Genomic DNA, 24,382 nt, shown 5'->3' on the forward strand with positions numbered 1-24,382 from the left:
GCACGATTCTTCGGCCGCGTTTTCCGGACCGCGGCCTCACATGAGCATCTTCAGCCTGGCCCGGTGCTGTTCGAGGGTCTGCAGCTGGCCGAGCAGGGCTGCCTGCCCGGCGCCGTCGCTCGTGTCCTGTCGCTGCAGACGCGAGTGCAGCTCCTTGGCGATGCGCGCGAGGTCGTAGTCGAAGAGCCGAGCGACGATGCCGCGGGCGAAGCGGTCGATGCCTGTGCCTTCGACCACCGGCAACGGCGTCACGAGCAGCTGCGCGACATAGGGCTTGAGGTCCTCATCGCTGGCGTCGAGGACCCGATCCGCCCATTTCGACTGGTCGGCGCCGGCAGAGCTCAGTCCCCCGGCCTGTCTGACCGCTCCCTGGATCCGGCGGTAGCCGGGATGTTCGAAGGCTTTGGCCGAGAGCGAGTCGAAGAGCTTGGCGTTGACCATCTCGGGGTGCTGCAGGGCGACCATGAGCGCCCCCTTCTCCGTCTTCAGCCGTGCCGGGCTGATCGGGGCCGAGAGATCGGAGACGTCGGGGCGTTCGTCATAGACGTATTCGATGCCGCGTTCGTCTCCGATCTCGCCCGCCGAGGCCGGACCGGAGTCCTGCACAGCATCACCGGAGATGGCTGCGCCCCGTCCTCGGCCGGAGCGGCCTCCCCCCTGCGGTGCGCTCGGGGCCGCCTGCGGCGGTCCCGCCGGAGGGCCGCCCCGGAACGACGGCTGCCTGGCCGGTGCGTCGGCCGTCTGCCGATTCGGCTTGGGCCGACGTTTGGCCGTGCGGGCCGCGGATTCCACCTCGTCGATATCGACGCCGATGCGACCGGCGACGAAACGATAGTAGTGCGAGAGGCTGCCCTGGTCGCGGATGTCGGTGAGCACCTCGGCGGCGGCCTTGACCGCGGAGATGCGGCCTTCGACCGTATCCAGATCGAACCGGGCGATGGCCGTGGTGATGACGAACTCGAACAGCGGTCTGCACTCGTCGATGAGCTCGCGCAGGGCCGCATCGCCCTTCTGCATCCGCAGATCGCAGGGGTCGAGGCCGTCGGGTTCGACGGCGACGTAGGTCTGAGCGGTGAAGAGGTTCTCGAATTCGAAGGCCTTGAGCGCCGCTTTCTGTCCGGCGGCGTCGCCGTCGAAGGTGAAGATCACCTGGCCGGTGGGATCGTCGCCGAGGAGCCGGCGGATGATCTTGACATGTTCGGCACCGAATGCCGTGCCGCAGGTGGCCACGGCCTGGTCGACTCCGGCCAGGTGAGCTGCCATGACATCGGTATAGCCTTCGACGACCACGACGCGCTTGCTCTTCGCGATCGACTTCTTCGCCAGATCGAGACCGTAGAGGACCTGGTTCTTGTGGTAGAGAGCTGTCTCAGGGGTGTTGAGGTACTTCGGGCCCTTGTCGTCGTCGAACAGCCTCCGCGCGCCGAAGCCGATGGTCCGCGCCGTCATGTCCTTGATCGGCCAGATCACCCGGCCCCGGAAGCGGTCGTAGATCCCCCGCCCGCCCTCGCTGGCCAGGCCTCCGGCGAGGATCTCCTCCTCAGCAAAGCCCGCACGTTTGAGGTGAGAGGTCAGCGCGTCCCAGGACTTCGGAGCGAAGCCGATGCCGAACTCACGGCCGGACTCTGCGGGAAAGCCCCGTCCGACGAGGAAGTCGCGGCCGATCCGGCCGGCCTCGGACTCGAGCGCCTGGGTGAAGAAGCGCTGAGCCACCTCGTGCATCTCGAGGAGGCGCTGACGTCTGCTCGCCTGCTCCCGATCCGGCCCCTTGCCGTCCTCGTAGCGCAGGTGCATGCCGGCCTTGCCGGCCAAGGTCTCGACCGCTTCGACGAAGCTGAGCTGTTCGACCTTCTGCAGGAAGGTGAACACATCCCCGGACTCTCCGCAGCCGAAGCAGTGGTACATCCCGACCTGTGGGCGCACGGTGAACGACGGGGTCTTCTCGTCGTGGAAGGGGCACAGTCCCTTGAGCGAGCCGATGCCTGCGGTCTTGAGAGTGACGAACTCTCCGATCACCTCGTCGATGCGGGTGCGGCTGCGCAGTTCGTCGATGTCCTCGCGCTTGATGAGTCCGGCCATGGTCTAGAGCCGATCCTCCGCCCCTGCGCTGAGACGGTGGTAGAGAGCCCAGGCGGAGTGGTCGGTCAGGGAGGCGATCTGGTCGACGATGACGCGCAGTCGAGCGGCGTCATCGGCCGCCTCGGCATGGTCGGCGCGAAACATCGGGTCGAGCTTCTCGGGCGCCTCGGAGTACCAGGCGACGAGTTCGCTGATGACCGCGGCCTGGATGTCGTGCAGTCGCAGCCGGTCCTCGGCGACCATCACCGTCAGCGTCGCCATGCCCTTGAGCACGGCGATCTCGACGGTGCTCGTCTCGGGGACGACGAGGGAGGCCGTGTAGCGAGCCAGCGGTTCCCAGCCGAATTCCTCACGAGTGGCCGATTCCGCAGCACCGACGAACCGCCCGATGAGCTGGCTGGTCATGTGCTTGAGGCTCGCTTGGGCTCGGCGGGAGCCGTCGAAGGTCTCGCTGGGCCAGTAGGCGGCCGCTTGGAGTCGGCTCAGGGCCTTGTCCATCTCCGCGTCTGCTGTGTTCGGAAGGTACCACTGACGGGTGATCTCGAAGAGCTCGGCCCGCCGGGCATCGGAGGTGAAGTCGGCGAGGTCGAGGTGCCCGGCGACGATGGCGTCCTCGACATCGTGAACGGAGTAGGAGATGTCGTCGGCCAGGTCCATCACCTGGGCTTCGATGCATTTCTTGCCGTTGTCGATGCCGTCGCGGTAGAAGTCGAAGACCGCGGTGTCGTCGTCGTAGACGCCGAATTTCCGCACCCCCGAGTCACGCCGGCCGGCCGTGGCCTCGCTGCGCGGCCACGGGTACTTCGTCAGCGCGTCGAGGCTGGCTCGCGACAGGTTGAGCCCGGCCGGACGACCGTCGGCGGCGATGACCTTCGGTTCGATCCGGGTGACCAGGCGCAGGGTCTGCGCATTGCCTTCGAACCCGCCGATGTCCTTGCACAGGGCATCGAGGATCGTCTCGCCGTGGTGGCCGAACGGCGGGTGGCCGAGGTCGTGGCTGAGGCAGGCGGTGTCGACGATGTCGGGATCGCACCCGAGGTAGCGGGCCAGTTCGCGACCGACCTGAGCGACCTCGAGGGAATGGGTCAGGCGGGTGCGGACGAAGTCATCCGTTCCCGGAGACACCACCTGGGTCTTCGCACCGAGGCGGCGCAGCCCCGAGGAGTGGAGGACGCGGGCACGGTCGCGCTGGAAGGCCGAGCGCCGCGGATTCTTCGCCGGTTCGCTCACCCACCGCTCTTCGTCCCATGCCGAGTAGGTCGCCACGGTCCCCGTCCGCACCGAGATGCGCGGGTGAGTGTCGAAGGGCATTCTCATCCTCCAGAGATGTCCAGCTCGGCCTCCGACAGCAGCGATTTCCCGCTGGGGTCGAAGACGCGAGAATCCAACCAGCCCTCGGGCAGGTGCGGCCGCTTCGGCCTGGTCGTGCGTCCGCGGGAGCCTTCGGCGGCCTCACCGGGATAGGGGGCGTCCTGGTCGAGCTGGGAGAGCAGCCCGGCGAGCTCCTCGAGTGAGGAGACCATGGCCAGCTGGCTGCGCAGCTCTCCCCCGACCGGATAGCCCTTGAAATACCAGGCGATGTGTTTGCGCAGGTCACGAACGCCATAGAACTCGTCTTCGAAGTGGTCGACGAGGTACTCACCGTGTTTGTACACGGCCCGCCCCACTTCGGCGAGTCCTGGTCGGTGGCGTTCCTCGCTGCCGCCCAGAGCATTCGCGAGATCGCCGAACAGCCAGGGCCTGCCCTGACAGCCGCGACCGATGACGACTCCGTCGCAGCCTGTTGTGCGCATCATCTCCAGGGCGTCCTCGGCGGCGAAGATGTCGCCGTTGCCCAACACGGGCACAGTGTCGCCGAGGTGGTCCTTGAGTCGGGCGATCGCGTCCCAGTCGGCCTTTCCCGAGTAGAGGTCGGCGGCCGTGCGCCCGTGCAGGGCGACGGCGGAGACGCCGGCGTCACGTGCGGTCTCGGCGGCGTCGAGGAAGGTCGTGTGGTCGGCGTCGATGCCCTTGCGCATCTTCACCGTCACGGGGATCCCGCCGCGGGATGCCTCGGTCACGGCGGTGGTGACGATGGCTTCGAACAGGTCCTGCTTCCACGGCAGGGCCGAGCCTCCGCCCTTGCGCGTGATCTTGGGCACGGGGCAGCCGAAGTTGAGGTCGATGTGGTCGGCCCGGTCCTCCTCGACGAGCATCCGCACTGCCTGGCCCATGGTGACCGGGTCGACACCATAGAGCTGGACGGAGCGCGGGGTCTCGTAGGGCTCATGGTGGATGATGCGCATGGTCTTGGGACTGCGCTCGACGAGGGCCCGCGTGGTGACCATCTCGGTGACGTAGAGGCCAGCACCGTATTCGCGGCACAGTCGGCGGAATGCGGTGTTCGTGATCCCGGCCATGGGGGCGAGCACGACCGGGGAGGACAGCTCGATGGGGCCGATGCGCAGGGGCGCACCGACGGCCGGGGACACGGTTTCTGGGCTGGGGCTGATGACACTCACGAGTTCATTATCCCAAAGCAGTCAAAATCGCACATTCGCACCCCTACTCCGCCGCCTTCACGCACTCGCTCCTGCCCGCTCACGTACTGTGTCCAACCGCTTCGGCGCGGAGAAATTCCCGCACGTCCCATTCGGCGTCCACGTTCAGGTCAGCGGCGAGCCGGTCGTCATGGGTGACGACGACCATCGCCCCACCGAATCCGTCGAGCGCGGTGACGAGGGCCTCGAGTGAGGACAGATCGAGATTGTTGCCGGGTTCGTCGAGGATGAGCAGCTGCGGAGCGGGGTCCTGGAGCAGCCCGGAGGCCAGTGCGACCCGGAAGCGCTCGCCGCCGGACAGGGTCGAACAGATCTGGCCGGTGCGACCGGCGCGCAGACCCATAGCTGCGAGCACTTCGTACGCACGGTGCGGGGTCAGGCGCGGGTTGCCTGAGCGCACCGCTTCCATGACGGTGAGATCGGGCGGGAGCCGGTACTGCTGGTCGAGGTGGGCGACGGGAACCGAGACCGTGACCGACAGCTCGCCGAAGAGCTCGGCGATCGGCGGAGCCGGCGCAGCGATCTGTGAGCCGGGCTCCACGATCGGCGAACCGGACTCGGCATCGGACGCGTGAGCGTCGTACCTGCGCGCGCCCGCAGCTTCCGCGGACCGGCCCGCGGCCTCCGGTGACCTGCTCGCGGCCTCCATCATCGCCGCCAGCAGCGTGGACTTTCCCGCTCCGTTCGGGCCGGTCAGGCGGACCCGCTCCGGTCCGACGAGCCCGACCGGTCGGTCCAGGTCCACCGAGCTGATCTCGAGCACCCGCTTCGAAGCGTGGACGGTCGTGTCCGGCAGGTCGAGGCGCACGCTCGAGGACCGTCGCAGCGCATCCTTTGCCGCTTCCAGAGACTGCAGCGCCGTGGCTTCGTCGGCGGCCTTGTCACCGCGCCTCTTCGCCGCGGAGTTCTCGGCGAAGTTCGTCAGTCCGTTCATCACGATCTTCGGTCGGCGCTTGTTCTCCTTGTCCTTCGTCGCCTTCCGGTCGGCCCGTGCGAGTTTCGTCTCGAGTTCGATGCGCTGACGCTTTTCTCTCGAGTGGGCTTTCTTCGCATCGATGACTCTCTGCTGCTTCGCCTCCTCCTCTGCCTCGACCATCTGCTCATAGTCGTCGAAGCCGCCGCCGTAGAGCCGCAGCCGGTCGGTCATCTCGAGGATCGAGTCCACGTGCTCGAGCAGGGTGCGATCGTGGGAGATGACGAGCGTGGGACCGCGACGAGCGGTGAGCAGAGAGCTCAGGAGCTGCCGACCGTGAGCATCGAGGTTGTTGCTCGGCTCGTCGAGGATGAGCCAATTGTCCGCGGCCAGGGCCGCCCGCGCCAAGCCGATGCGGGTGGCCTGCCCGCCGGAGAAGCTGCTGAGGCTGCGATCGAGGTCGCCTGCTGTGAGGCTGAGACCGAGCTCGGCGGTGGCCGCCAGAGCCTGCTCTTCGATGTCCCAATCGTCGCCGATGCACGCGAAGTCGGATTCTGCGGCTTCGCCGTTCAGCGCCCGATGCAGCGCCGACCGGACATCGGCGATCCCGAGGGCCTCCTCAACGCTCTGGACCGAATGCGGCGGCAGCTGATCGATGTAGACGGCACCGTCCGCGCCGGTGATCGCGCCGGCAGCGGCGGGCACGCGGCCGGCGAGGAGTTTCGCAAAAGTCGATTTGCCGATCCCGTTGTCGCCGACGAGGCCGACGAGCTCGGCGGGGATCGTGGCGTTCAGCCCGGAGAAGATCTCGGTATCGTCGCCGAGGCGGCAGTTCAATCCGGACACAGTGATTGCTGTAGGCATGAGAGTCCTCATTTCGTGTACGCAGAAGCGCTGCGGGCCCGTGGCACCCGCAAATCACGGCATGAGGATTCACTTCACTGCTGAGTCGTCCTTCGTCGGGAATGGAACATACCAAGAATGGCCGAGCCGGCCCCGAGAGTCAACAGCCGGACTCCCGAACCGGACCTCAGACGATGATGAGCATGAGTTCGGCCGGTTCGTCATGGGGATTGGACAGCTGATGCGGCACGTCTCCGGGCGCTTGTGCGCAGTCGCCGGCATGCAGCGTCGTGCGCCGGTCGATCGTGACGATCTCGATGCTTCCGGACAGGACGAAGAAGCTCTCTCGGGATCCGCTGCGATGTGCGGCGAAGGCGGAGGTCTCGCTGTGCGGATCGAGTCGGTAGTGGACGACGTCCATGTTCTCGATCGCCGAGGGCAGGTCGCGACGGGACACCCCCTCGCCGAAGTTCGTCGACGTCGGGATCGCCTCGGTGCGGGTGATCGTCACCTCGGGGGCGGCGAGCAGCTCGCCGACGTCGACGCCGAGGGCACGTGAGAGTCCCATGGCGTTCGAGACCGAGGTGTCCTGCTCGCCGCGTTCGATCTTCGACAGCGCGGCACGCGACAGGCCCGCCCGGACGGCGAGCTCGTTGAGGGTGAGGTCGTTGAACTTCCGCCGCGCCCGGATGCGGGCTCCGAAGACGCGGGCCCCGAGGTCTTCTTCCTTCGCCATTCTCGCATCATAGTCTATTCTTGAATAGTAGAATCAGATCTCTCAAAGGAATTCATTGGATATGGCGGCCGTGCTGGCTCTCACCCCGATCCTCATCGCCATTGTCTTGCTCCTGCTCAAACAGAGCTCATGGATCGCGGCCCTGGTCGGCGCCGTCGTCGCTGCCGCCGTCGTTGCCCTCGCCTTCCCCACCCCCACCTCGGTGCTGGTGGAATCCGGCGTCGACTACTTCCCCCTCATCCTCGAGGTCGCACTCATCCTGCTCTTCGGCATGGTGCTCGCCAGACTGCTCGAATCCGCCGGCTCCATGTCCGAGATCTCCGCCTGGGTCGAGTCCCTGTCCCCGAGCCGGCCGCTCGGAGTCGCTCTCGTCGTGTTCGGCATCGTGCCGTTCGCGGAATCCGTCACGGGCTTCGGCATCGGCGTGACCATCGGGGTGCCGATCCTGCGCCACCTCGGATGCACCCTTCGGCAGTCGGCGATCCTCGGCCTCCTCGGCCTCATCGCTGTGCCGTGGGGAGCTCTGGGCCCGGGCACCACGGTGGCGGCGGCTCTGGCCGGGTTCGACGTCGACGAACTCGGCCTGTCCACCGCCTGGCTCAACGCGATCCCGGTCGTCATCGTCACCATCGCCGTCATTGCGATCATGCGCCCGGGGTTCACCTCGGCGCTGGGCACGATCGGCTCCGCCGGACTGATGTGGTCGGGGATCCTCGCTGCCAGCTGCGTCATCGGGATGGCTCCGGCGGGGATCATCGGCTCGCTCATCGTCATCCTCGTCGTCGGCGGACTGTTCATCGTCCGCAAACGCAGCACCGGGTTCACCGCGCGACTGGGAACCGCGATTCTGCCCTATGGCGCGCTGACCATCGGACTGCTGCTGGCCAGGGCCCTGCATTCGGCGCTGCCCTCGCTGCTGACTGAGATCATCGCCTCTCCCCCGTTCTGGCTCGCGGCCGCCTGCCTCATCGCCGCGGTCACCGTCGATGACCGACGCAGGGTGTCCTTCGCGGCGGCGAGGTCCTGGGTCCCCATCGGTGTGGGCACAGCCGCGTTCATGCTCATGGGCTGGATCATGACGACGACCGGAATGAGCGAGGCGATCGGCGCAATGCTGCCGGCCGGCCTCGTCCTCCTCACCCCCTGGCTCAATGCCGTCGGAGCCGTCCTGACCGGCTCGAACACCGGCGCGAACTCGATGTTCACAGGCACCCTGACCGCAGTCGCGTCCTCTTCGCACGTGGCCGCGCTCCCAGTCGTCGCGGCCGGCAACGCGGCCGGATCGCTGGCCGCCCTGGCCGCACCGCCGCGAGTGGCCATGGCCGTGCAGATGGCCGATGCCCGAGCTCCCGCCTCGGCGCGGGACATCGCCTGGGTGCAGGGCCGGGCGCTGACGGTGTCCGGGATCAACGCCCTCGTCATGGGACTGTGGATCCAATTCTTCGTGTGACCCCGAGGCGCACCGACCGGCCGACCTGCCCCGAGATTCGTCTTCTCGACGGACCCACCGTCTCCTGGGTCTCGACCCCTCGGGGACGTATGGGATGCCGCTCAGACTCGGATGATCTCGCGGGGGAAGTCCGTGAAGGTGTCACAGCCGGTGTCGGTGATGAGGATCGATTCGGAGAGCTCGATTCCGTAGCCGTTCATCCACATGCCGCCGATGAGGTGAAACGTCATCCCGGATTCGAGGATCTGGTCGTCCTCGGTGCGGATCGAGATCGTGCGCTCACCCCAGTCCGGCGGGTAGCCGATTCCGATCGAATAGCCCAGCCGGCTCGGCTTCTCCAGCCCGGACAGCGCCAGCACCCGGTTCCAGGTTCGCGCGAGTTCGGCCGTGGGCACCTCGGGCTCGGCGACGTCGAGGACCGCGGACAGAGCCTCGGCGACGACGCCTTCGAGGCGGACGAGCTCCTGTCTCGGCTTGCCCGTGACCGCGGTCCGGGCCAGGGGAACGTGATAGCGGCGGTGGACGCCGGCGAGCTCGATGCTCACCGACTCATCGGTGACGAACTTCCGATCGGTCCAGGTCAGATGCGGAGTGTCCGCACTCTCCCCCGTCGGCATCATCGGCACGATCGCCGGGTAGTCGCCCCAGACTCCGTTGCCACCGCGGATCTGGGCTTCTGAGATCGCAGCGGCCACCTCGGGCTGGCCCACGCCCACCCCGATGGTGCCCAGGGCCGCGTCCATGGCCGCGGTCGTCACCTCGGCAGCCTGACGCATGAGTGCGATCTCGGCCGGGGACTTGACCGCACGAATCCAGTTGACCAGCTCGAAGGAGTCGACCAGTCGCCACTCGGGCACGCCGTTGACCAGGGCGCGGAAGGCGCGCGGAGAGAAGAAGTGCGAGTCCATCTCGACCCCGACCGGCGAGGACGAGGCCCGGGCGACCTCCCAGCGCTGGCGCAGCGCGAAGGCGACCCAGTCGAAGGGATGGATGTGCGGACGCTGCACATAGCGCTCGGGATAGCCGACGATGTCCTCCGGGGGCAGCCAGGAAGTGTGGGAGGCCCCGCGAGCGTCCATATCGCGCATGAACAGCGTCATCGGACCCGAAGACGGGACGAAGAGCAGCTGCGGGGTGTAGAAGGACCAGGCATTGTAGCCGGTGAGATAGTAGATGTTGGCCGGGTCGGTGACGATGAGAGCGGCGAGGCCCTGGTCGACCATGCGGTTGCGCACCGAGGCGATCCGACCCAGGTACTCCTCGGGGCCGAACGACAGGTCCCTGGCGCCGATCGTGTCGACCTCACCGGGAATCGGCTGCGGACGAGCTCTGACCTCCTGGCTCGCACGACCCTGCTCTGCGCCGGGTCGCATCCCATGCACATCCGGCCTGTTGTCTTCGCCGGAATAGAAAAGCTCGCCCTCATTCATGACTACAGTGTCGTGAGCCTCCTCACATGCTGTCAATCACTGACGACACGCGTGTTGTCGCCCATCAGCTCGCCGATCCGAGCGGCTGTCGGAGGGGCTCTCCGCATCGCCTCTGAAGGGGCTCTGCATATGACTGCGGGAGCGGCTCAGCGCATGGCGGCGAAGCGGATGTCCGTGGCTGCGGTCCCCCACGTTGCGGGCACCCATCTCCGCTCGCCGTCGGCTCGCACAGGGGCGCGCACTTCACCCCGCCTGCCATCTCGACCGTTTCTGACGAATCCAGAATGAACTTTTTCGACTTTCGACTGATTCCGCAAGAGGGACTGCGCAAATCGATAGAATCGATGGTAGATTGGCCTGAGACGCACATCACGGAGGTGAAGAATGGACCGGTTCCTGCCGGACGGCAACGGCTCCCGCCTGGGCAACCTCGACGAGAAGTCCAAAGCGATCATCGTCGAGCTGCAGCACGACGGGCGGAAATCGTATTCGGCCATCGGCAAGTCCGTAGGTCTGTCCGAGGCCGCTGTGCGTCAGCGAGTCTCGAGGCTCATCGATTCCGGCGTGATGGAGATCGTCGCCGTAACCGACCCCTTGAGCTTGGGCTTCGCCCGACAGGCGATGGTGGGGCTGAAGGTTCGCGGGGACATCTCCGAGGTGGCCGAACGGCTCCACGACTACGACGAGATCGATTACCTCGTCGTCACTGCTGGTTCGTTCGACCTGCTGGTCGAGATCGTCTGCGAATCGGACCGGCATCTGATCGAGTTCGTCAATGAGGAGCTCCGGTCGATCGATGCCGTCGTGGATACGGAGCTCTTCATGTACCTCTCACTGGAAAAGCAGAAATACAATTGGGGGACGCGATGACAGAAAATGTCACCAGGGCTGGCACTCCTTATCAGGATGCCATCCGCAACAACGTGTGGATGCACATGTCACCACACCAGTCACTGTTCAACGGTGGTGAGGCGCCGGTCATCGTCCGCGGTGAGGGTCACCACATCTTCGACGACAAGGGCAAGAAGTACATCGACGGCCTCGCCGGTCTGTTCACCGTTCAGGTGGGACACGGTCGCGAGGAGATCGCGAAGGCGATGTACGACCAGACCCTGCAGCTTCCGTTCATGCCGCTGTGGTCGTACACCCATCCGCAGGCGATCGAGCTCTCAGAGCGTCTGGCCAACTATGCGCCGGGCGATCTCAACCGGGTCTTCCTCACTTCCGGCGGCGGTGACTCCGTCGAGTCGGCGATGAAGCTGGCGAAGAACTACTTCAAGCTCGTCGGCAAGCCGGGCAAGCACAAGATCATATCGCGTGCCACCGCCTACCACGGCACGCCTCACGGTGCCCTGTCGGTGACCTCCCTGCCGGGTCTGCGCGAACAGTTCGCCCCGCTGGTTCCCGGCGCCCACAAGGTGCCGAACACGAACTTCTACCGGGCACCGGAGCCCTACGCCCACGACGAGAAGGCCTTCGGCCGCTGGGCCGCCGACCGCATCGGCGAGGCCATCGAGTTCGAAGGCGCCGACTCCGTTGCCGCCGTCTTCCTCGAGCCCGTGCAGAACTCCGGCGGCTGCTTCCCGCCGCCTCCCGGGTACTTCGACCGGGTCCGCGAGATCTGCGACGAGTACGATGTGCTGCTGGTCTCGGACGAGACCATCTGCGCCTACGGCCGCGTCGGGGATATGTTCGCCTGCAACGATTTCGGCTATGTGCCCGACATCATCACCTCGGCCAAGGGCATCACCTCCGGGTATGCTCCGCTGGGTGCGATGATCGCCTCGGATCGCCTCTTCGAGCCCTTCGGCTCCGGCGGGGACGAGACGTTCTACCACGGCTACACCTTCGGCGGGCATCCCGTCTCCTGTGCCGCGGCGATGGCGAACTTCGACGTCTTCGAGTCCGAGAAGCTCAACGATCACGTGCACGAGAACGCCGCCGCGTTCAAGTTCACCCTCGAGAAGCTCAAGGACCTGCCGATCGTCGGCGACGTCCGTGGCGAGGGATTCTTCTACGGGATCGAACTCGTCAAGGACAAGGACACCAAGGAGTCGTTCACCGAAGAGGAGTCCGAGCGGATCCTCAAGAACTTCGTGTCCGCGAAGATGTACGAGAACGGTCTGTACTGTCGTGCCGATGATCGTGGAGACCCGGTCATCCAGCTCTCGCCTCCCCTGACCGTGGGGCAGAGCGAGTTCGACGAGATGGAGCAGATCATCCGCGGCGTCCTCACCGAGGCCTGGACGAAGCTCTGATCCTTCCTCGAACCGACTGAAGGCGGCCCTGATTCCTCACGAGGAGTCAGGGTCGCCTTCGGTTTGCGAGCCGGACACGCACGGTTCGGCAGGCGGGCATTCGCGTTTCGGCCCGAGCGGACCTTCGCGCGGCTGAACCGGCCGATGAGAAGGGCCCGGACGGTGGAGTGGCCCCCGCTGCCCGGGCCCGGTGACTCAGGCTCCGGCGAGATGCTCGGCCAGGTAGTTCTCGACCTGGTCGATGCTCACGCGCTCCTGGCTCATGTCATCGCGCTTGCGGATCGTGACCGCCCGATCATCGAGCGTGTCGAAGTCGACGGTGATGCACAGCGGGGTGCCGATCTCGTCCTGACGGCGGTAGCGGCGGCCGATGGCGCCGGCGTCGTCGAAGTCGATGTTCCAGCGCTTGCGCAGCGTCGCCGCGAGCTCCTTGGCCTGCGGGGACAGCTTCTCGTTGCGGCTCAGCGGCAGCACGGCGGCCTTGACCGGGGCCAGCCGCGGATCGAGCTTGAGCAGGACGCGCTTGTCGGTGCCGCCCTTCGTGTTCGGAGCCTCGTCCTCGGTGTAGGCCTCGACGAGGAACGCCATCATCGAACGGGTCAGGCCGAAGGAGGGCTCGATGACGTACGGTGTGTAGCGCTCTCCGCTGGCCTGGTCGAAGTACTGCAGCTTCGCCCCCGAGACCTCCGTGTGGGTTCCGAGATCGTAGTCGGTGCGGTTGGCCACGCCCATGAGCTCGCCCCATTCCGAGCCCTGGAAGCCGAATCGGTACTCGATGTCGATGGTTCCCGAGGAGTAGTGGGCGCGGTCCTCGGCGGGCACGTCAAGGCGGCGGACGTTGTCCTCGGAGATGCCGAGGTCGAGGAACCAGTTCCAGCAGTCCTCGACCCACTGCCGGTAGTGTCCGTCTGCCTCGTCGGGGCTGACGAAGTACTCGATCTCCATCTGCTCGAACTCGCGGGTGCGGAAGATGAAGTTGCCGGGGGTGATCTCGTTGCGGAAGGCCTTGCCGATCTGTCCGATGCCGAACGGCGGCTTCTTGCGGGAAGCGGTGAGCACATTGTTGAAGTTCACGAAGATGCCCTGCGCGGTCTCCGGACGCAGGTAATGCAGTCCCGTCTCGGAGTCGACGGGGCCGAGGAACGTCTTGACGAGACCGGAGAACTCCTGCGGCTCGGTCCACTGCCCACGCGTTCCGCAGTCGGGGCAGACGATGTCGGCCATGCCATTGGCAGGGGCCTTCGAATGCTTGGCCTCATAGGCCTCGAGGAGGTGGTCCTCACGGTGGCGCTTGTGGCAGTTGAGGCATTCGACGAGGGGATCGACGAAGGTCTCGACGTGGCCCGAGGCCTCCCAGACGCGCTTGGGCAGGATGATCGAGGAGTCGAGTCCGACGACGTCTTCGCGTCCGCGCACGAAGGTCTGCCACCACTGGGCCTTGATGTTGTCCTTGAGCTCGACGCCCAACGGCCCATAGTCCCATGCCGAGCGGGAACCGCCGTAGATCTCTCCGGCTTGGAAGACGAATCCTCTGCGCTTGGCCAGGGCGATGACGGCATCCAACTTGGACTGTGCCACGATGTTCTCTCCTTGGGGTAGTTCGCCGACGGCCGGCTGCCGTGGCTCGCGGGTACCAGCCTATCGGTTACGCGGGACCGTTCAGCACCGGCCGGGCACGCCGCGGCAGCTTCGGCGCGGAGGCGACTGATCTCACACCCGCACTCCCCCTCCGAGGCCGCCTCGGTGCGGGTGCGGCGTGTAGACTTGGACTACACCCAAACCTTTCTCCGTACGGACGTGTTCGCGTCCTTCCAAGCGAGTTCTTGGACAGCTGCGGTTTCGGCCCGGATTGCTCACGATGATTGCACAAGCGGCCGCAGGGTAGATCGCCACTACAGTCATCTGCGATCAAGTGTGTGCCGACGTGAGAGAGATCACTCATGACCGATGTGTCCGCAACCGACGAAACCACTCCGAGATTCTCCGAACTGGGACTCCACCCGCTCGTGCTCAAGGCCGTAGAGGCGCAGGGCTACGAGATCCCCACCCCCATCCAGGCCGAGACGATCCCGACCCTTCTGTCGGGCCGAGACGTCATCGGTCTCGCCCAGACCGGAACCGGCAAGACCGCGGCTTTCGCCCTGCCGGCTCTGTCCGACCTCGCCGAGGCGGGGCGCGCCGACGACGGCCCGTTCGCTCTCGTACTCACCCCGACTCGCGAACTCGCGATCCAGGTCGCCGAGGCGTTCACCTCCTACGCCACGGAGCTGTCCGACTTCTCCGTGCTCCCGATCTACGGCGGTCAGGCCTACGGCCCGCAGCTGGCCGGTCTGCGCCGTGGTGCGCAGGTCGTCGTCGGCACCCCCGGTCGCGTCATCGATCACCTCAAGAAGGGATCGCTCAAGCTCGGCAGCCTCAAGCACCTCATCCTCGATGAGGCCGACGAGATGCTCAAGATGGGCTTCGCCGAAGACATCGAGGAGATCTTCAGCCAGGTCGGTCCCGACCGTCAGGTGGCACTGTTCTCGGCCACCATGCCGTCCTCGATCCACCGGATCACCGGCAAGTACCTGGACGACCCGAAGGAAGTCCGGATCGCTGCGAAGTCGCAGACCGGTGCGAACATCCGCCAGCGCTACTTCATGGTTCAGCACTCGCACAAGCTCGATGCGCTGACCCGCATCCTCGAGGTCGAGGAGTACGAAGGCATCATCATGTTCGTGCGCACCAAGCAGGCCACCGAGGAGCTGGCCGAGAAGCTGCGTGCCCGCGGGTTCAAGACCGCTGCGATCAACGGCGACATCCCGCAGCAGGCACGTGAGCGCACGATCGACATGCTGCGTGAGGCGAAGATCGACATCCTCGTCGCCACCGATGTGGCCGCCCGCGGTCTCGACGTCGAGCGCATCACGCTCGTCGTCAACTACGACATCCCACACGACACCGAGTCCTACGTCCACCGCATCGGCCGCACCGGTCGTGCCGGTCGCTCCGGTGAGGCGATCCTCTTCGTCACTCCGCGCGAGCAGCGCATGCTCGGCTCGATCGAGCGCGCCACGAAGCAGAAGGTCGAACCGCTGACTCTGCCCAGCGTCGAAGAGCTGACGAACACTCGCGTCGACAAGTTCACGAAGCGCATCGACGATGTGCTCGCGCAGACCGAACTGTCCGAACTCACCGACGTCATCGAGCAGTACTCGCTCTCCCGTGATGTGCCGGCCTCGAACATCGCCGCGGCACTGGCCTCCCTCGTGCTCGAGTCGAACACGCTCAAGGCCGAACCGATGCCCGAACCGGCACGTCGTCAGGGACGAGACCGTGACCGCGACGGCGGCCGTGACGGCGGCCGTGACGGCGGCCGTCCGGGCCGCGGCGGACGTGCTCGTGATGAGAACATGACGACCTACCGTCTGGCCGTGGGACGCAATGAGCGTCTGCAGCCGGGCGCAGTGGTCGGGGCGATCGCGAACGAGGGCGGCATCACATCGAAGCAGATCGGGCACATCGACATCCGCTCGAACCACACGCTGGTCGATCTGCCGAAGGACCTCGACCCGGCGGTGCTGCGCAAGCTCTCCCACACCGAGATCCAGGGACGCCCCATCGACATCCGCCCGGATTCCGGTCGTCCCGGACGCCCGTTCAAGAAGCGCAACTTCGACAAGCAGCCCGGTGACGGCCGCAACTTCCGCTCGGACCGCCGAGGCGGGAAGAAGGTCGGCGGAAACCGCTCCCGCGACCGCTACTGAACCGACCGCGCCACGGCCGTGATTTCCCCGGCCCCTTGCGGACGGTGTGACACCGATCAGGCGAACAATCAGATGAGGGCCCCGCAGCGAGATGCTGCGGGGCCCTTGTCGTAAGTCTGTCTTGCGGCTGCTGCTCTCCGACACCCACGCTGGAGAACGCCAACGCTCCGCGCACTCACATTTCGTACACGGTCAGCCACAAAAGGTGCACCCGCCGATCACTTCGCGTCCCCGGCATCAGTCCGCAGACAGATGTGACGTACGAAATGTGGTTCGGAAGGAACGCAGCATAGTGGGCACTGGCTGTGATCCCTGCCGCCGCGTCAGGCGGAAGGGGTGTCGACGGCTCCGCCGAAGCGACGGTCGCGGCGAGCGTACTCCTCGACTGCCGCCCACAATGTGCGCCGGTCGACATCGGGCCACAGCACGTCCTGGAACACCATCTCGGCGTAGGCGGACTGCCAGAGCAGGAAGTTCGAGGTGCGCTGCTCCCCCGACGAGCGCATGAACAGGTCGACGTCGGGCACCCCGGGCGCGTAGAGCCGCGACCGCAGTGTCTTCTCGCTCACCTTCCCGGCCCTGAGCCTGCCCGCGGCCACCTCGGCGGTGATCTCGTTGACCGCGTCGATGATCTCGGAGCGGCCTCCGTAGTTGACGCAGAATTGGAGGACGAGGCCGGTGTTGTGCTTCGTCATCTCGGCCGCGGTCTCGAGTTCGTCGATGACGGAACGCCACAGACGCCCGCGCCGACCGGACCACACGATGCGCACACCGAGTGCGTTGAGCTCGTCGCGGCGACGGCGGATGACGTCGCGGTTGAAGCCCATGAGGAAGCGCACCTCTTCGGGTGAGCGCTTCCAGTTCTCCGTCGAGAACGCATAGGCGGACAGGTAGTCCACGCCGACTTCGATCGCGCCATGGATGACGTCGAGCAGAGAGGACTCCCCGGCCCGGTGTCCCTCGGTGCGCGGCAGCCCCCGCTGGTTCGCCCACCGACCGTTGCCGTCCATGACGATCGCGACGTGCCGAGGCACGAACTTCGCATCGATGCGCGGAGGCCTCGCTCCGCTCGGATGGGCCGGTGGTGCGGGATAGCTCATGTGCTCTCCAGAACTCTCAGTGATCGGATATTGCGTTCGAGGTGCCAGGACACCCAGTCCGAGACGAGCTTCGAACCGTCCATCTGATCGTGCAGGTCCGAGGCTTCGGCACTCTCCCAGTCCCCTGACAGAAGCGCGGCCATGTGCTCGAGTGCATCAGTGTCCGGCAGCGCCGCGCCGGAGGGCCGGCATTGGGTGCACACTGCTCCGCCGAGCGCGGCTGAGAAGGCGCGGTGCGGGCCGGGCCGTCCGCACTGCGCGCAGTCGAGCAGACTCGGGGCCCATCCGGCCACGGACATCGCCCGCAGCAGGTAGGCGTCGAGGGCCAGCCTCGGCGGGTGTTCTCGTCTGCACAGGGACCGGATGGCGGAGACGAGGAGGAGGAATTGGGTGCGCGAGGTCGGTTCGACCTCGGTGATGCGGGCCGCGGTCTCGGCCATCACCGAGGCGGCCGAATAGACATCGTAGTCCGTGGCGATCCCGCGGGCGAAGGGCTCGACGAGTTCGACCTGGGTGACGATGTCGAGGCTGCGGCCGACATGGCACTGCAGGTCGACGAGCATGAACGGTTCGAGACGGGAGCCGAAGCGCGATTTCGTCCGGCGCACCCCCTTGGCGACCGCACGGATGAGCCCGTGGCTGCGCGTGAGCACGGTGACGATGCGGTCGGCTTCGCCGAGCTTGTGCCCCGAGAGCACGATGCCTTCATCACGATAGTTGTGCACCCGTCCATTATCGCTCAAGCGCGGCGGGGAATCATCCCCGCCGCGCTCTCCTACTGCTGTGAGATCAGCCCTGCCGGCTCAGGCCTGGCGCTGCTGCTCGCGATCCCGGGCCGCCCGGTTGACGGCCGAGACCACGGCTTTGAGCGAGGCCTTCGTGATGTTCGGGTGCAGCCCCGCTCCCCAGACGACACGGTCCTCGACCGCGAGTTCGACATAGGCGGCGGCCATGGTGTCGGCACCCGAGCCGATGGCGTGCTCGGTGTAGTCCTGGAGGCGGACATCGACGTCGAAGTTGTCGATGAGAATCTTCACGAGCGCATCGATCGGGCCCTTGCCGTGGCCTTCGTAGCTGCGCTCCTGACCGTCGACGATGAGGTCGACCTCGACGCGTTCGGACGGAGCGGAGCCGTCGACGGAACCGGACTCCGTGCGCAGACCGACGATCTGGAACCGGCCCCAGGCCTTGTCCGCGTCCTCGCTGGGCAGGTATTCGTAGTTGAAGATGCGGCGGATCTCCTCGGAGGTGACCTCACCGCCGCCCTCAGTATGCTGTTGCACGGCGCGGGAGAATTCGACCTGCATGCGGCGCGGCAGATCGAGGCCGTACTCGCTCTTGAGCAGGTAGGTCACTCCGCCCTTGCCGGACTGGGAGTTGACGCGGATGATCGCCTCGTAGGACCGGCCGAGATCCTTCGGGTCCACGGGCAGGTAGGGCATGTCCCATTCCATCAGGTCCACGGGCGTGCCCTGCGCGTTCGCCTTCTTCTCACGGTCGGCGAAGGCCTTGTTGATCGCATCCTGGTGCGATCCGGAGAACGAGGTGAACACGAGGTCGCCGCCGTAGGGGTGGCGTTCGTGGACGCCGATCTGATTGCACTCGGTCACGGTGTGGATGACCTCGTCGATGTCGGAGAAGTCGAGTTCGGGGTCCACGCCCTGGGTATAGAGGTTGAGGGCGACGGTGACCAGATCGAGGTTGCCGGTGCGCTCTCCGTTGCCGAACAGGCAGCCTTCGATGCGGTCGGCACCGGCCATCATGCCGAGCTCGGCGGCGGCGACCCCGGTGCCCCGGTCGTTGTGCGGGTGCAAGGAGACGGCCACCTCGTCACGGTAGGGGATGTTGCGGCAGAACCATTCGATCTGATCCGCATAGGTGTTCGGGGTGCCGCGTTCGACGGTGGCGGGCAGGTTGACGACGGTTTCGCGTCCGGCGGCCGGCTGCCACATGTCGAGGACTGATCCGACGATGTCGAGGGCGAACTCGGGCTCGGTGTCGACGAAGATCTCCGGCGAGTACTGGTAGCCGAACTCGGCATCGGACAGCAGCGTCTCCGCGTGCTTCATCACCGCCTGCGTGCCCTGCAGGGCGATGTCACGAGTCTGGTCGAAGCCGTCGCCGTCGAAGCCGAAGACGATCTTGCGGAAGACGGGCGCGGTCGCATTGTAGAGATGGACGGTGGGTTTCTTGGCTCCGACGAGGGATTCGACGGTGCGTTCGATGAGGTCCTCACGGGCCTGGGTGAGCACGGAGATGCGCACATCGTCGGGGATCGCATCCTGTTCGATGATCTCGCGGACGAAGTCGAAGTCGACCTGGCTGGCGGCGGGGAATCCGACCTCGATCTCTTTGAATCCGAGCCGCACGAGCAGATCGAACATCTTGCGCTTGCGGTCGGGGGTCATCGGATCGATGAGGGCCTGGTTGCCGTCGCGCAGATCGGTGCTCAGCCAACGGGGAGCCTTGCGGATCGTCTGATCCGGCCAGGTGCGGTCGCGCATGTCGAGGTCGATGCGCTCCTGGAAGGACTTGTACTTGCCGAACGGCATGGGAGAAGGCTTCTGCAGTTTCATTGTTCCTCTATCTTCAGTTCGTACGCTTGACCAGCATAGGAAGACTCCGCGACGAGTGTGCTGTCCGTTCAGGACTCGTCGCGGCAAGGAAGGAGGAGGAACCTGTGTGCCACGTCTTCACCGTAGACCGGTTGCCTCCGCCTGTCCCACATCCGTCCACATCATAAGATCGCCGAGGCGGCCGCGGGCTGGCCGTGCTCCCTCACTTGAGGAAGTCGACCGAGGCCCGACGGACGTTGAATCCGACTCCCGAGTCATCGGATTTGCAGGTGATGCCGTTTTTCGCGGAGGTGCAGGTCATTCCGGCTGCGGAGATCGAGTCGCCGTACCCGAGCACTCGGGCGGGGCCGTCCGCCTCGGGGGCTTCGACGCAGGAGAACCCTGCGCCTTCCTCATTGGCCACCACGACGGCGCCCCAGTCGTCGAGTCGGCAGTCCTCCGGCTTCTCCGGCGGCGAGTAGTCGTAGTCCTTGATCACGCAGCGGGCGCGTTCGGAGTCGATCGTGCACGAGATGTTGCCCGACGGCGAGGTGAAGGCCTCCTCTGCCACGGGCGGTCCGGAACTCTCAGACGGCGACGGCTCAGGATCATCGGTCTGGCCGATGGAGGGCTGACCTGGTGCCGACGCCGTCTCATCGGTGCCCTGGGTGGAGTCCCAGACGATGTAGCCGACGATGCCGAGGGCGAGTACGAGAGCGAGGACGGCGAGGACCCACAGCCATGGCGGGACCTTCTTCGTCTCGGGCTGCCGACGGTGGGGTTCTCCCGGACCTCCCGGTCCCCCGGGTCCTCCCGGCCCTCCGGGGCCGGAGGGCCCTCCCGGTCCGCCGGGCCCGTAGCTCGCCGCACCTGCGGGGGCGGCGTAGGCCGCGGCATAGCCGTATCCGGTCGGAGCCGCCTCGGGGCGGGCCGGAGCCGCCGGGCTCTGCTGGGGTCCGGCCGCGGACTGCTGCGCACGAGCCGGGGACTGGGCCGGCCCGGGAGCTCCAGGCCCAGCCGGTGACTGCATCGGGCCGGAGTGGGGCGATGCGGTCGCCGCCGTCTGCCCGGCGGCTCCGAATTCCGGTCCCCACTGGCCCTGGTGCGGATGCGGTTCGGCGGAATCTGCCGCGCCCTGCTCCGAGGCGCCCATCGGGTTCCACTGCTTGGGCTCCGAAGCGGCCTCGGCCGCCGCGATGTCATCGGAGTTCGCCTTCCGCGGCGCGGCCGGCAGACCGCCTGTCTCATGGCCTTCGGCCGCCGCCAGCTCTCGCAGCTCCTCGAGGCTGAGGACCTCGGTGGCCTCGGTGCCGTCGGAGTCGACCATCGACCGCAGCCGCTGGAGCTCTTCGGGGGTGAGTGCTTGAGTGGAGCCATCTGCGGCCGCGGATTCGTCCTGGCCGATGAACAACTGGGTTGTGATCGACTCCGGAGACTCCTCGGCCGGCTTCCGGCGCCCGGGGCGCGGAGGATGGTTCGGCACAGGTGGAATGCTCATGGAGTCATTTTCGCATAGTCGCTGCCCGGGAATTCTCAAGCTTCGTGAGATGATGACCTCATGTCCAGTGGTGTCCACCGGCGCGCCGGCCTGCCCGTGCTCGTCGTCCTCGCTCTGACGCTGACCGCCTGTGGCACCGATGCCGGCGGCGGCGATGAGTCCGCCCGCGCCGACTCCACGAGCCTGGCCGCACCCGCACAGCAGACGCGCATCGGTGATGTCGCCGCCCCGGCCCAAGCCTCGCCGAGCGGATCCCAGAACGGCTCGGACTCGGGCGGTGACGGCTCCCCTGCGGAGGCGAGCGCCGAACCGGCGGGACCGGCCCACTCCGTCCCGGTTCCGGGGCTCGCGAAAGAGTACGCGGAGCAGATCCCGGAGGAGACCTCACAGGTCCTCGTCGCCACCTCGCCCGATGCGGAATCCGAGGAGTCGACGCTGAGCTTCTATCAGTTCGCGGACGAGGAGTGGACGAAGCTGAAGACCTTCTCCACCCACAACGGCAGCAATGGGTGGCTCAAGGACCGACACGAAGGAGACAGGACGACACCCATCGGCGTCTTCACGCTCAGCGACGCGGGCGGCTTCAAGCCCGATCCGGGCACCGAGCTGCCCTACACTCAGGACGACCGTCTGCCCTCCTCGGCGACGGTGGCCTACGGTGCCGACTACGAGTCGGTGTTCGACTACATCATCGCCATCGACTACAACCGGCAGCCGGGGACACCGCCCACCGACAGGACCCGCCCGATGGGCTGGGACAAGGGCGGCGGCATCTGGCTCCATCTCGACCATGATTCGGGCACCAACGGCTGTGTGACGCTCGAGGAGTCCGATCTCAAGTGGATCCTGCGCACCATCGACCCCGATGCCCACCCGCGCATCGCGATGGGTCCGCAATCCGAACTGAAGGAGTGATGCCCCATTGCGTCGTCTCGTCATCTCCCTCGTGCAGTCGATCAACGGCTCCTTCGCCCAGGACGGCTGGTCCACCGGGGTCTCGACCGACACTGACTTCCGGCACTTCGTCGCTCTGCGCCGCCGTGCCGCAGCCCTCGTCATCGACCGCCGCACCGCACTCAATCCGCAGCTGCCCGTCATCAATGCCCCTGGCAAGGCGCTCGAGCACACGCCCGTGCATGTGCTCACCGAATCCGATCCCCTCCCGCTCTCCCGGCAGCTGGCTGAGCTCGGCGTCGACTACCGTGCCCGGCAGTTCGCCCCGGACACCGTCGCCGAGGTGATCTCCTCCTTGGACACGCGCACCGATGAGGCGGACGGTGAGGAGAACATCGTCTGCGAATCCGGCCCCCATCTCGCGTTCCGGCTGCTCGAGTGCTATCCCGCGGCCGAACTGCAGCTGAGCATCAGCCCGCGTTACATCCACACGGCCACGAGCCACTTCTCCCGGCTGCAGACGGAGATCGAGCTCGACCTCCTCGACGTGCGCGCCGAGGACGATCAGGTCTTCCTCCGCTACCGCAAGGCCCGTCCGCCGCAGAACCGAGCCGAGACCGGGCGCTGATCCGCGGTCTCGGCACTCGTCTGATCTCAGTCGTTCGCGCCGATAGCCGTGCACACTTCGAAGCGGTCGGGTGAGCGGACGATCGATTCCACCGCTGCGGCCACCTCGTCGAGGGCGATCGTCTCCACTCCTCCGCTGAGGTCATTGCGATCGTCGCCGCCGACGGGTGCCATGATCCGCAGCTCATGGAAGTCGGCCGTCGTCGATTCCGCGGCCGCGACACGAATGAGCATATTCTGCGCCGCCCCGAACACGCTGATCGCCCCGGACCCGGACAGCGCCTCGACGCTGGCGACGCCGTTGAGGGCCAGATGGACCAGCGGGCGCGAGCCTGACTGGGCACGTGGACCGGTCTGGGCCAGGCGCTCGGAGACCGTGCAGGCGGTGAAGTGTCCACGCAGGTAGTCCGCGTAGTCCTCGTCGAACTTCGACAGTCCGCGCTCGAGCACCGGTTCGTCGATGAACCACCCGCCGATGGCGGCGATGACGGCGTCGACCTGATCGAGGTCAGCGGCGGCGAGCGCCGTGAGGACCTGCTCGGGTTCGTCCACCCAGTCAGGCACCACCACGGGTGTGTAAGGGGTCTCGGGTTCGGGCGGCCTGCGCACGATTCCGGTGATGCGATGGTCGCGGCCCAGCCGCCGTGCCAGCCCCGTTCCGACATGGCCGGAGGCGCCGAAGAGGAGTATATGCATGTGTCGAGTCTAGGTCCGAGGCCGGGTGTGTGCACCGGCCGTCTGCCGTCGGCGCTCGCGAGTCACACGCTAGAGTCGACCTCAGCACCCCTGCGAGCCGAAGGAGCGCATGACCGATCGCAGCGAACTCACCCGTTTGGAAGCCGTGCTCGACGGCGTCGCCGATCGCGTCCTCCCCCGCGTACCCGCCGGCGTGCAGGAATTCCTCGCCTTCGGAATCAAGCAGGCGTGGGCGTGCCTGTTCGGTGCCCTCATGCTCGCTGCCATCGTCCTCACCGCCTGGTTCCATCCTGACGACGCCTGGCTGGCACGCAACGATCTGCTCGTCGTCCTCGCCGTCCTCATCCAGATCGGCATGCTCGCCGCCCGTCTCGAGACCGGCCGTGAGCTCATCGTCATCATCGTCTTCCATATCGTGGGCACGGGCATGGAGATCTTCAAGACCGCGGTCGGTTCGTGGAACTACGCTCCCGGAGGCTGGCTCCACATCGGCGCCGTGCCCCTGTTCACCGGATTCATGTACGCCGCGGTCGGCTCGTACCTCGTCCGCGTCCATCGCCTCTTCGACCTCCGCTTCACGCATTATCCGCCGAGGTGGCTGACGGCGGTCATCGCAGCCGCCATCTACGTCAACTTCTTCACCCACCATTTCGTCCTCGACCTGCGTCTGCCGCTCGTGGCCGTCACCGTGCTCGTCTTCTTCCGCTGCCGGATGCATTTCAGCGTGCACAGGAGGACTCTGCGCATGCCTGTGCTCTTCGCCTTCGTCCTCGTGGCCTTCTTCATCTGGCTGGCCGAGAACATCGGCACCGCCGCAGGCGCCTGGCTCTATCCCAGCCAGGACGACGGCTGGCACCCGGTGCCGCTGACGAAGCTCGTGGCCTGGTTCCTGCTGATGATGATCTCCGTCGTCCTCGTCACCTTCGTCCATCGCCCCCGGCCCCCGGAGCACGGTCGCCTGGAACCGCCGCCGACACCGATGTGAAAACGGCGGAAACCCCCGGTCACAGGGGT

At 66.5% G+C, this 24,382-nt stretch carries 19 protein-coding genes; 7 read left to right on the plus strand and 12 right to left on the minus strand.

Translation table 11 applies throughout. The features are described 5' to 3' along the window. Positions 1 to 36: 36 nt before the first annotated feature. From dnaG to IHE57_RS08645, 5 genes are all read right to left on the minus strand, one after another. Positions 37 to 2,079 (minus strand): DNA primase, encoded by a 2,043-nt coding sequence (dnaG, locus tag IHE57_RS08625; protein WP_209372451.1) that lies wholly within the window; start codon positions 2,077 to 2,079, stop codon positions 37 to 39. A gap of 3 nt (positions 2,080 to 2,082) precedes the next feature. Then, positions 2,083 to 3,390, minus strand: a complete 1,308-nt coding sequence (locus IHE57_RS08630; RefSeq protein WP_209372453.1) for a deoxyguanosinetriphosphate triphosphohydrolase — start codon at positions 3,388 to 3,390, stop codon at positions 2,083 to 2,085. 2 nt (positions 3,391 to 3,392) lie between these two features. Continuing rightward, positions 3,393 to 4,580 carry a tRNA dihydrouridine synthase DusB gene (gene dusB, locus IHE57_RS08635; protein WP_209372455.1) on the minus strand — a complete coding sequence of 396 codons (1,188 nt, stop codon included), beginning with the start codon at positions 4,578 to 4,580 and terminating at the stop codon, positions 3,393 to 3,395. A gap of 79 nt (positions 4,581 to 4,659) precedes the next feature. Further along, positions 4,660 to 6,396 (minus strand): ATP-binding cassette domain-containing protein, encoded by a 1,737-nt coding sequence (locus tag IHE57_RS08640; RefSeq protein ID WP_209372457.1) that lies wholly within the window; start codon positions 6,394 to 6,396, stop codon positions 4,660 to 4,662. Between the two features lie 166 nt (positions 6,397 to 6,562). Continuing rightward, positions 6,563 to 7,111, minus strand: coding sequence for a helix-turn-helix domain-containing protein (locus IHE57_RS08645; RefSeq protein WP_209324746.1), 549 nt, complete (start codon positions 7,109 to 7,111; stop codon positions 6,563 to 6,565). Positions 7,112 to 7,172: 61 nt separating this feature from the next. Between IHE57_RS08645 and IHE57_RS08650 the strand changes: the two genes are divergently transcribed. Beyond that, positions 7,173 to 8,561, plus strand: a complete 1,389-nt coding sequence (locus IHE57_RS08650; protein WP_209372465.1) for an L-lactate permease — start codon at positions 7,173 to 7,175, stop codon at positions 8,559 to 8,561. A gap of 101 nt (positions 8,562 to 8,662) precedes the next feature. Here the strand turns inward: IHE57_RS08650 and IHE57_RS08655 are convergent, their stop codons facing one another. Continuing rightward, positions 8,663 to 9,991, minus strand: coding sequence for a M24 family metallopeptidase (locus IHE57_RS08655; protein ID WP_209324744.1), 1,329 nt, complete (start codon positions 9,989 to 9,991; stop codon positions 8,663 to 8,665). A gap of 384 nt (positions 9,992 to 10,375) precedes the next feature. On the opposite strand from IHE57_RS08655, the gene IHE57_RS08660 reads away from it, so the two are divergent. Together IHE57_RS08660 and IHE57_RS08665 are read left to right on the plus strand one after the other, a co-directional pair. Beyond that, positions 10,376 to 10,861: an Lrp/AsnC family transcriptional regulator gene (locus IHE57_RS08660; protein WP_209324743.1), complete on the plus strand. Its 486-nt coding sequence runs from the start codon at positions 10,376 to 10,378 to the stop codon at positions 10,859 to 10,861. After that, positions 10,858 to 12,249, plus strand: coding sequence for an aspartate aminotransferase family protein (locus IHE57_RS08665; RefSeq protein ID WP_209324742.1), 1,392 nt, complete (start codon positions 10,858 to 10,860; stop codon positions 12,247 to 12,249). The genes IHE57_RS08660 and IHE57_RS08665 overlap by 4 nt, the downstream gene beginning before the upstream one ends. A gap of 195 nt (positions 12,250 to 12,444) precedes the next feature. Here the strand turns inward: IHE57_RS08665 and IHE57_RS08670 are convergent, their stop codons facing one another. Beyond that, on the minus strand, positions 12,445 to 13,830 hold the full coding sequence (locus IHE57_RS08670) for a glycine--tRNA ligase (protein ID WP_209324921.1): 1,386 nt from the start codon (positions 13,828 to 13,830) through the stop codon (positions 12,445 to 12,447). Positions 13,831 to 14,189: 359 nt separating this feature from the next. Here IHE57_RS08670 and IHE57_RS08675 point away from each other — a divergent pair, with 359 nt between their 5' ends. Continuing rightward, positions 14,190 to 15,998, plus strand: coding sequence for a DEAD/DEAH box helicase (locus tag IHE57_RS08675; protein WP_209372467.1), 1,809 nt, complete (start codon positions 14,190 to 14,192; stop codon positions 15,996 to 15,998). Positions 15,999 to 16,321: 323 nt separating this feature from the next. Here the strand turns inward: IHE57_RS08675 and IHE57_RS08680 are convergent, their stop codons facing one another. From IHE57_RS08680 to IHE57_RS08695, 4 genes are all read right to left on the minus strand, one after another. Continuing rightward, positions 16,322 to 17,098: an isoprenyl transferase gene (locus tag IHE57_RS08680; protein WP_209372469.1), complete on the minus strand. Its 777-nt coding sequence runs from the start codon at positions 17,096 to 17,098 to the stop codon at positions 16,322 to 16,324. Further along, positions 17,095 to 17,823: a DNA repair protein RecO gene (gene recO / locus IHE57_RS08685; protein WP_209324739.1), complete on the minus strand. Its 729-nt coding sequence runs from the start codon at positions 17,821 to 17,823 to the stop codon at positions 17,095 to 17,097. The genes IHE57_RS08680 and recO overlap by 4 nt, the downstream gene beginning before the upstream one ends. 78 nt (positions 17,824 to 17,901) lie before the next feature. After that, positions 17,902 to 19,674, minus strand: coding sequence for a 2-isopropylmalate synthase (leuA, locus tag IHE57_RS08690; protein ID WP_209324738.1), 1,773 nt, complete (start codon positions 19,672 to 19,674; stop codon positions 17,902 to 17,904). A 202-nt stretch (positions 19,675 to 19,876) separates the two neighbouring features. Then, positions 19,877 to 21,151 (minus strand): DUF6636 domain-containing protein, encoded by a 1,275-nt coding sequence (locus tag IHE57_RS08695; protein WP_209372471.1) that lies wholly within the window; start codon positions 21,149 to 21,151, stop codon positions 19,877 to 19,879. A gap of 60 nt (positions 21,152 to 21,211) precedes the next feature. Here IHE57_RS08695 and IHE57_RS08700 point away from each other — a divergent pair, with 60 nt between their 5' ends. After that, on the plus strand, positions 21,212 to 22,066 hold the full coding sequence (locus IHE57_RS08700; protein ID WP_209372473.1) for a L,D-transpeptidase family protein: 855 nt from the start codon (positions 21,212 to 21,214) through the stop codon (positions 22,064 to 22,066). 7 nt (positions 22,067 to 22,073) lie between these two features. Further along, positions 22,074 to 22,673 carry a dihydrofolate reductase family protein gene (locus IHE57_RS08705; protein WP_209372475.1) on the plus strand — a complete coding sequence of 200 codons (600 nt, stop codon included), beginning with the start codon at positions 22,074 to 22,076 and terminating at the stop codon, positions 22,671 to 22,673. A gap of 26 nt (positions 22,674 to 22,699) precedes the next feature. On the opposite strand, the gene IHE57_RS08710 is transcribed toward IHE57_RS08705, so the two are convergent. After that, positions 22,700 to 23,368 carry an NAD(P)-dependent oxidoreductase gene (locus IHE57_RS08710; RefSeq protein ID WP_209372477.1) on the minus strand — a complete coding sequence of 223 codons (669 nt, stop codon included), beginning with the start codon at positions 23,366 to 23,368 and terminating at the stop codon, positions 22,700 to 22,702. Between the two features lie 109 nt (positions 23,369 to 23,477). Between IHE57_RS08710 and IHE57_RS08715 the strand changes: the two genes are divergently transcribed. Next, positions 23,478 to 24,353 (plus strand): DUF817 domain-containing protein, encoded by an 876-nt coding sequence (locus IHE57_RS08715; RefSeq protein ID WP_209372479.1) that lies wholly within the window; start codon positions 23,478 to 23,480, stop codon positions 24,351 to 24,353. Positions 24,354 to 24,382 lie beyond the last annotated feature (29 nt).

It is taken from the genome of Brevibacterium renqingii (assembly GCF_017808105.1).
GTDB classification, from domain to species: Bacteria; Actinomycetota; Actinomycetes; order Actinomycetales; family Brevibacteriaceae; genus Brevibacterium; species Brevibacterium renqingii.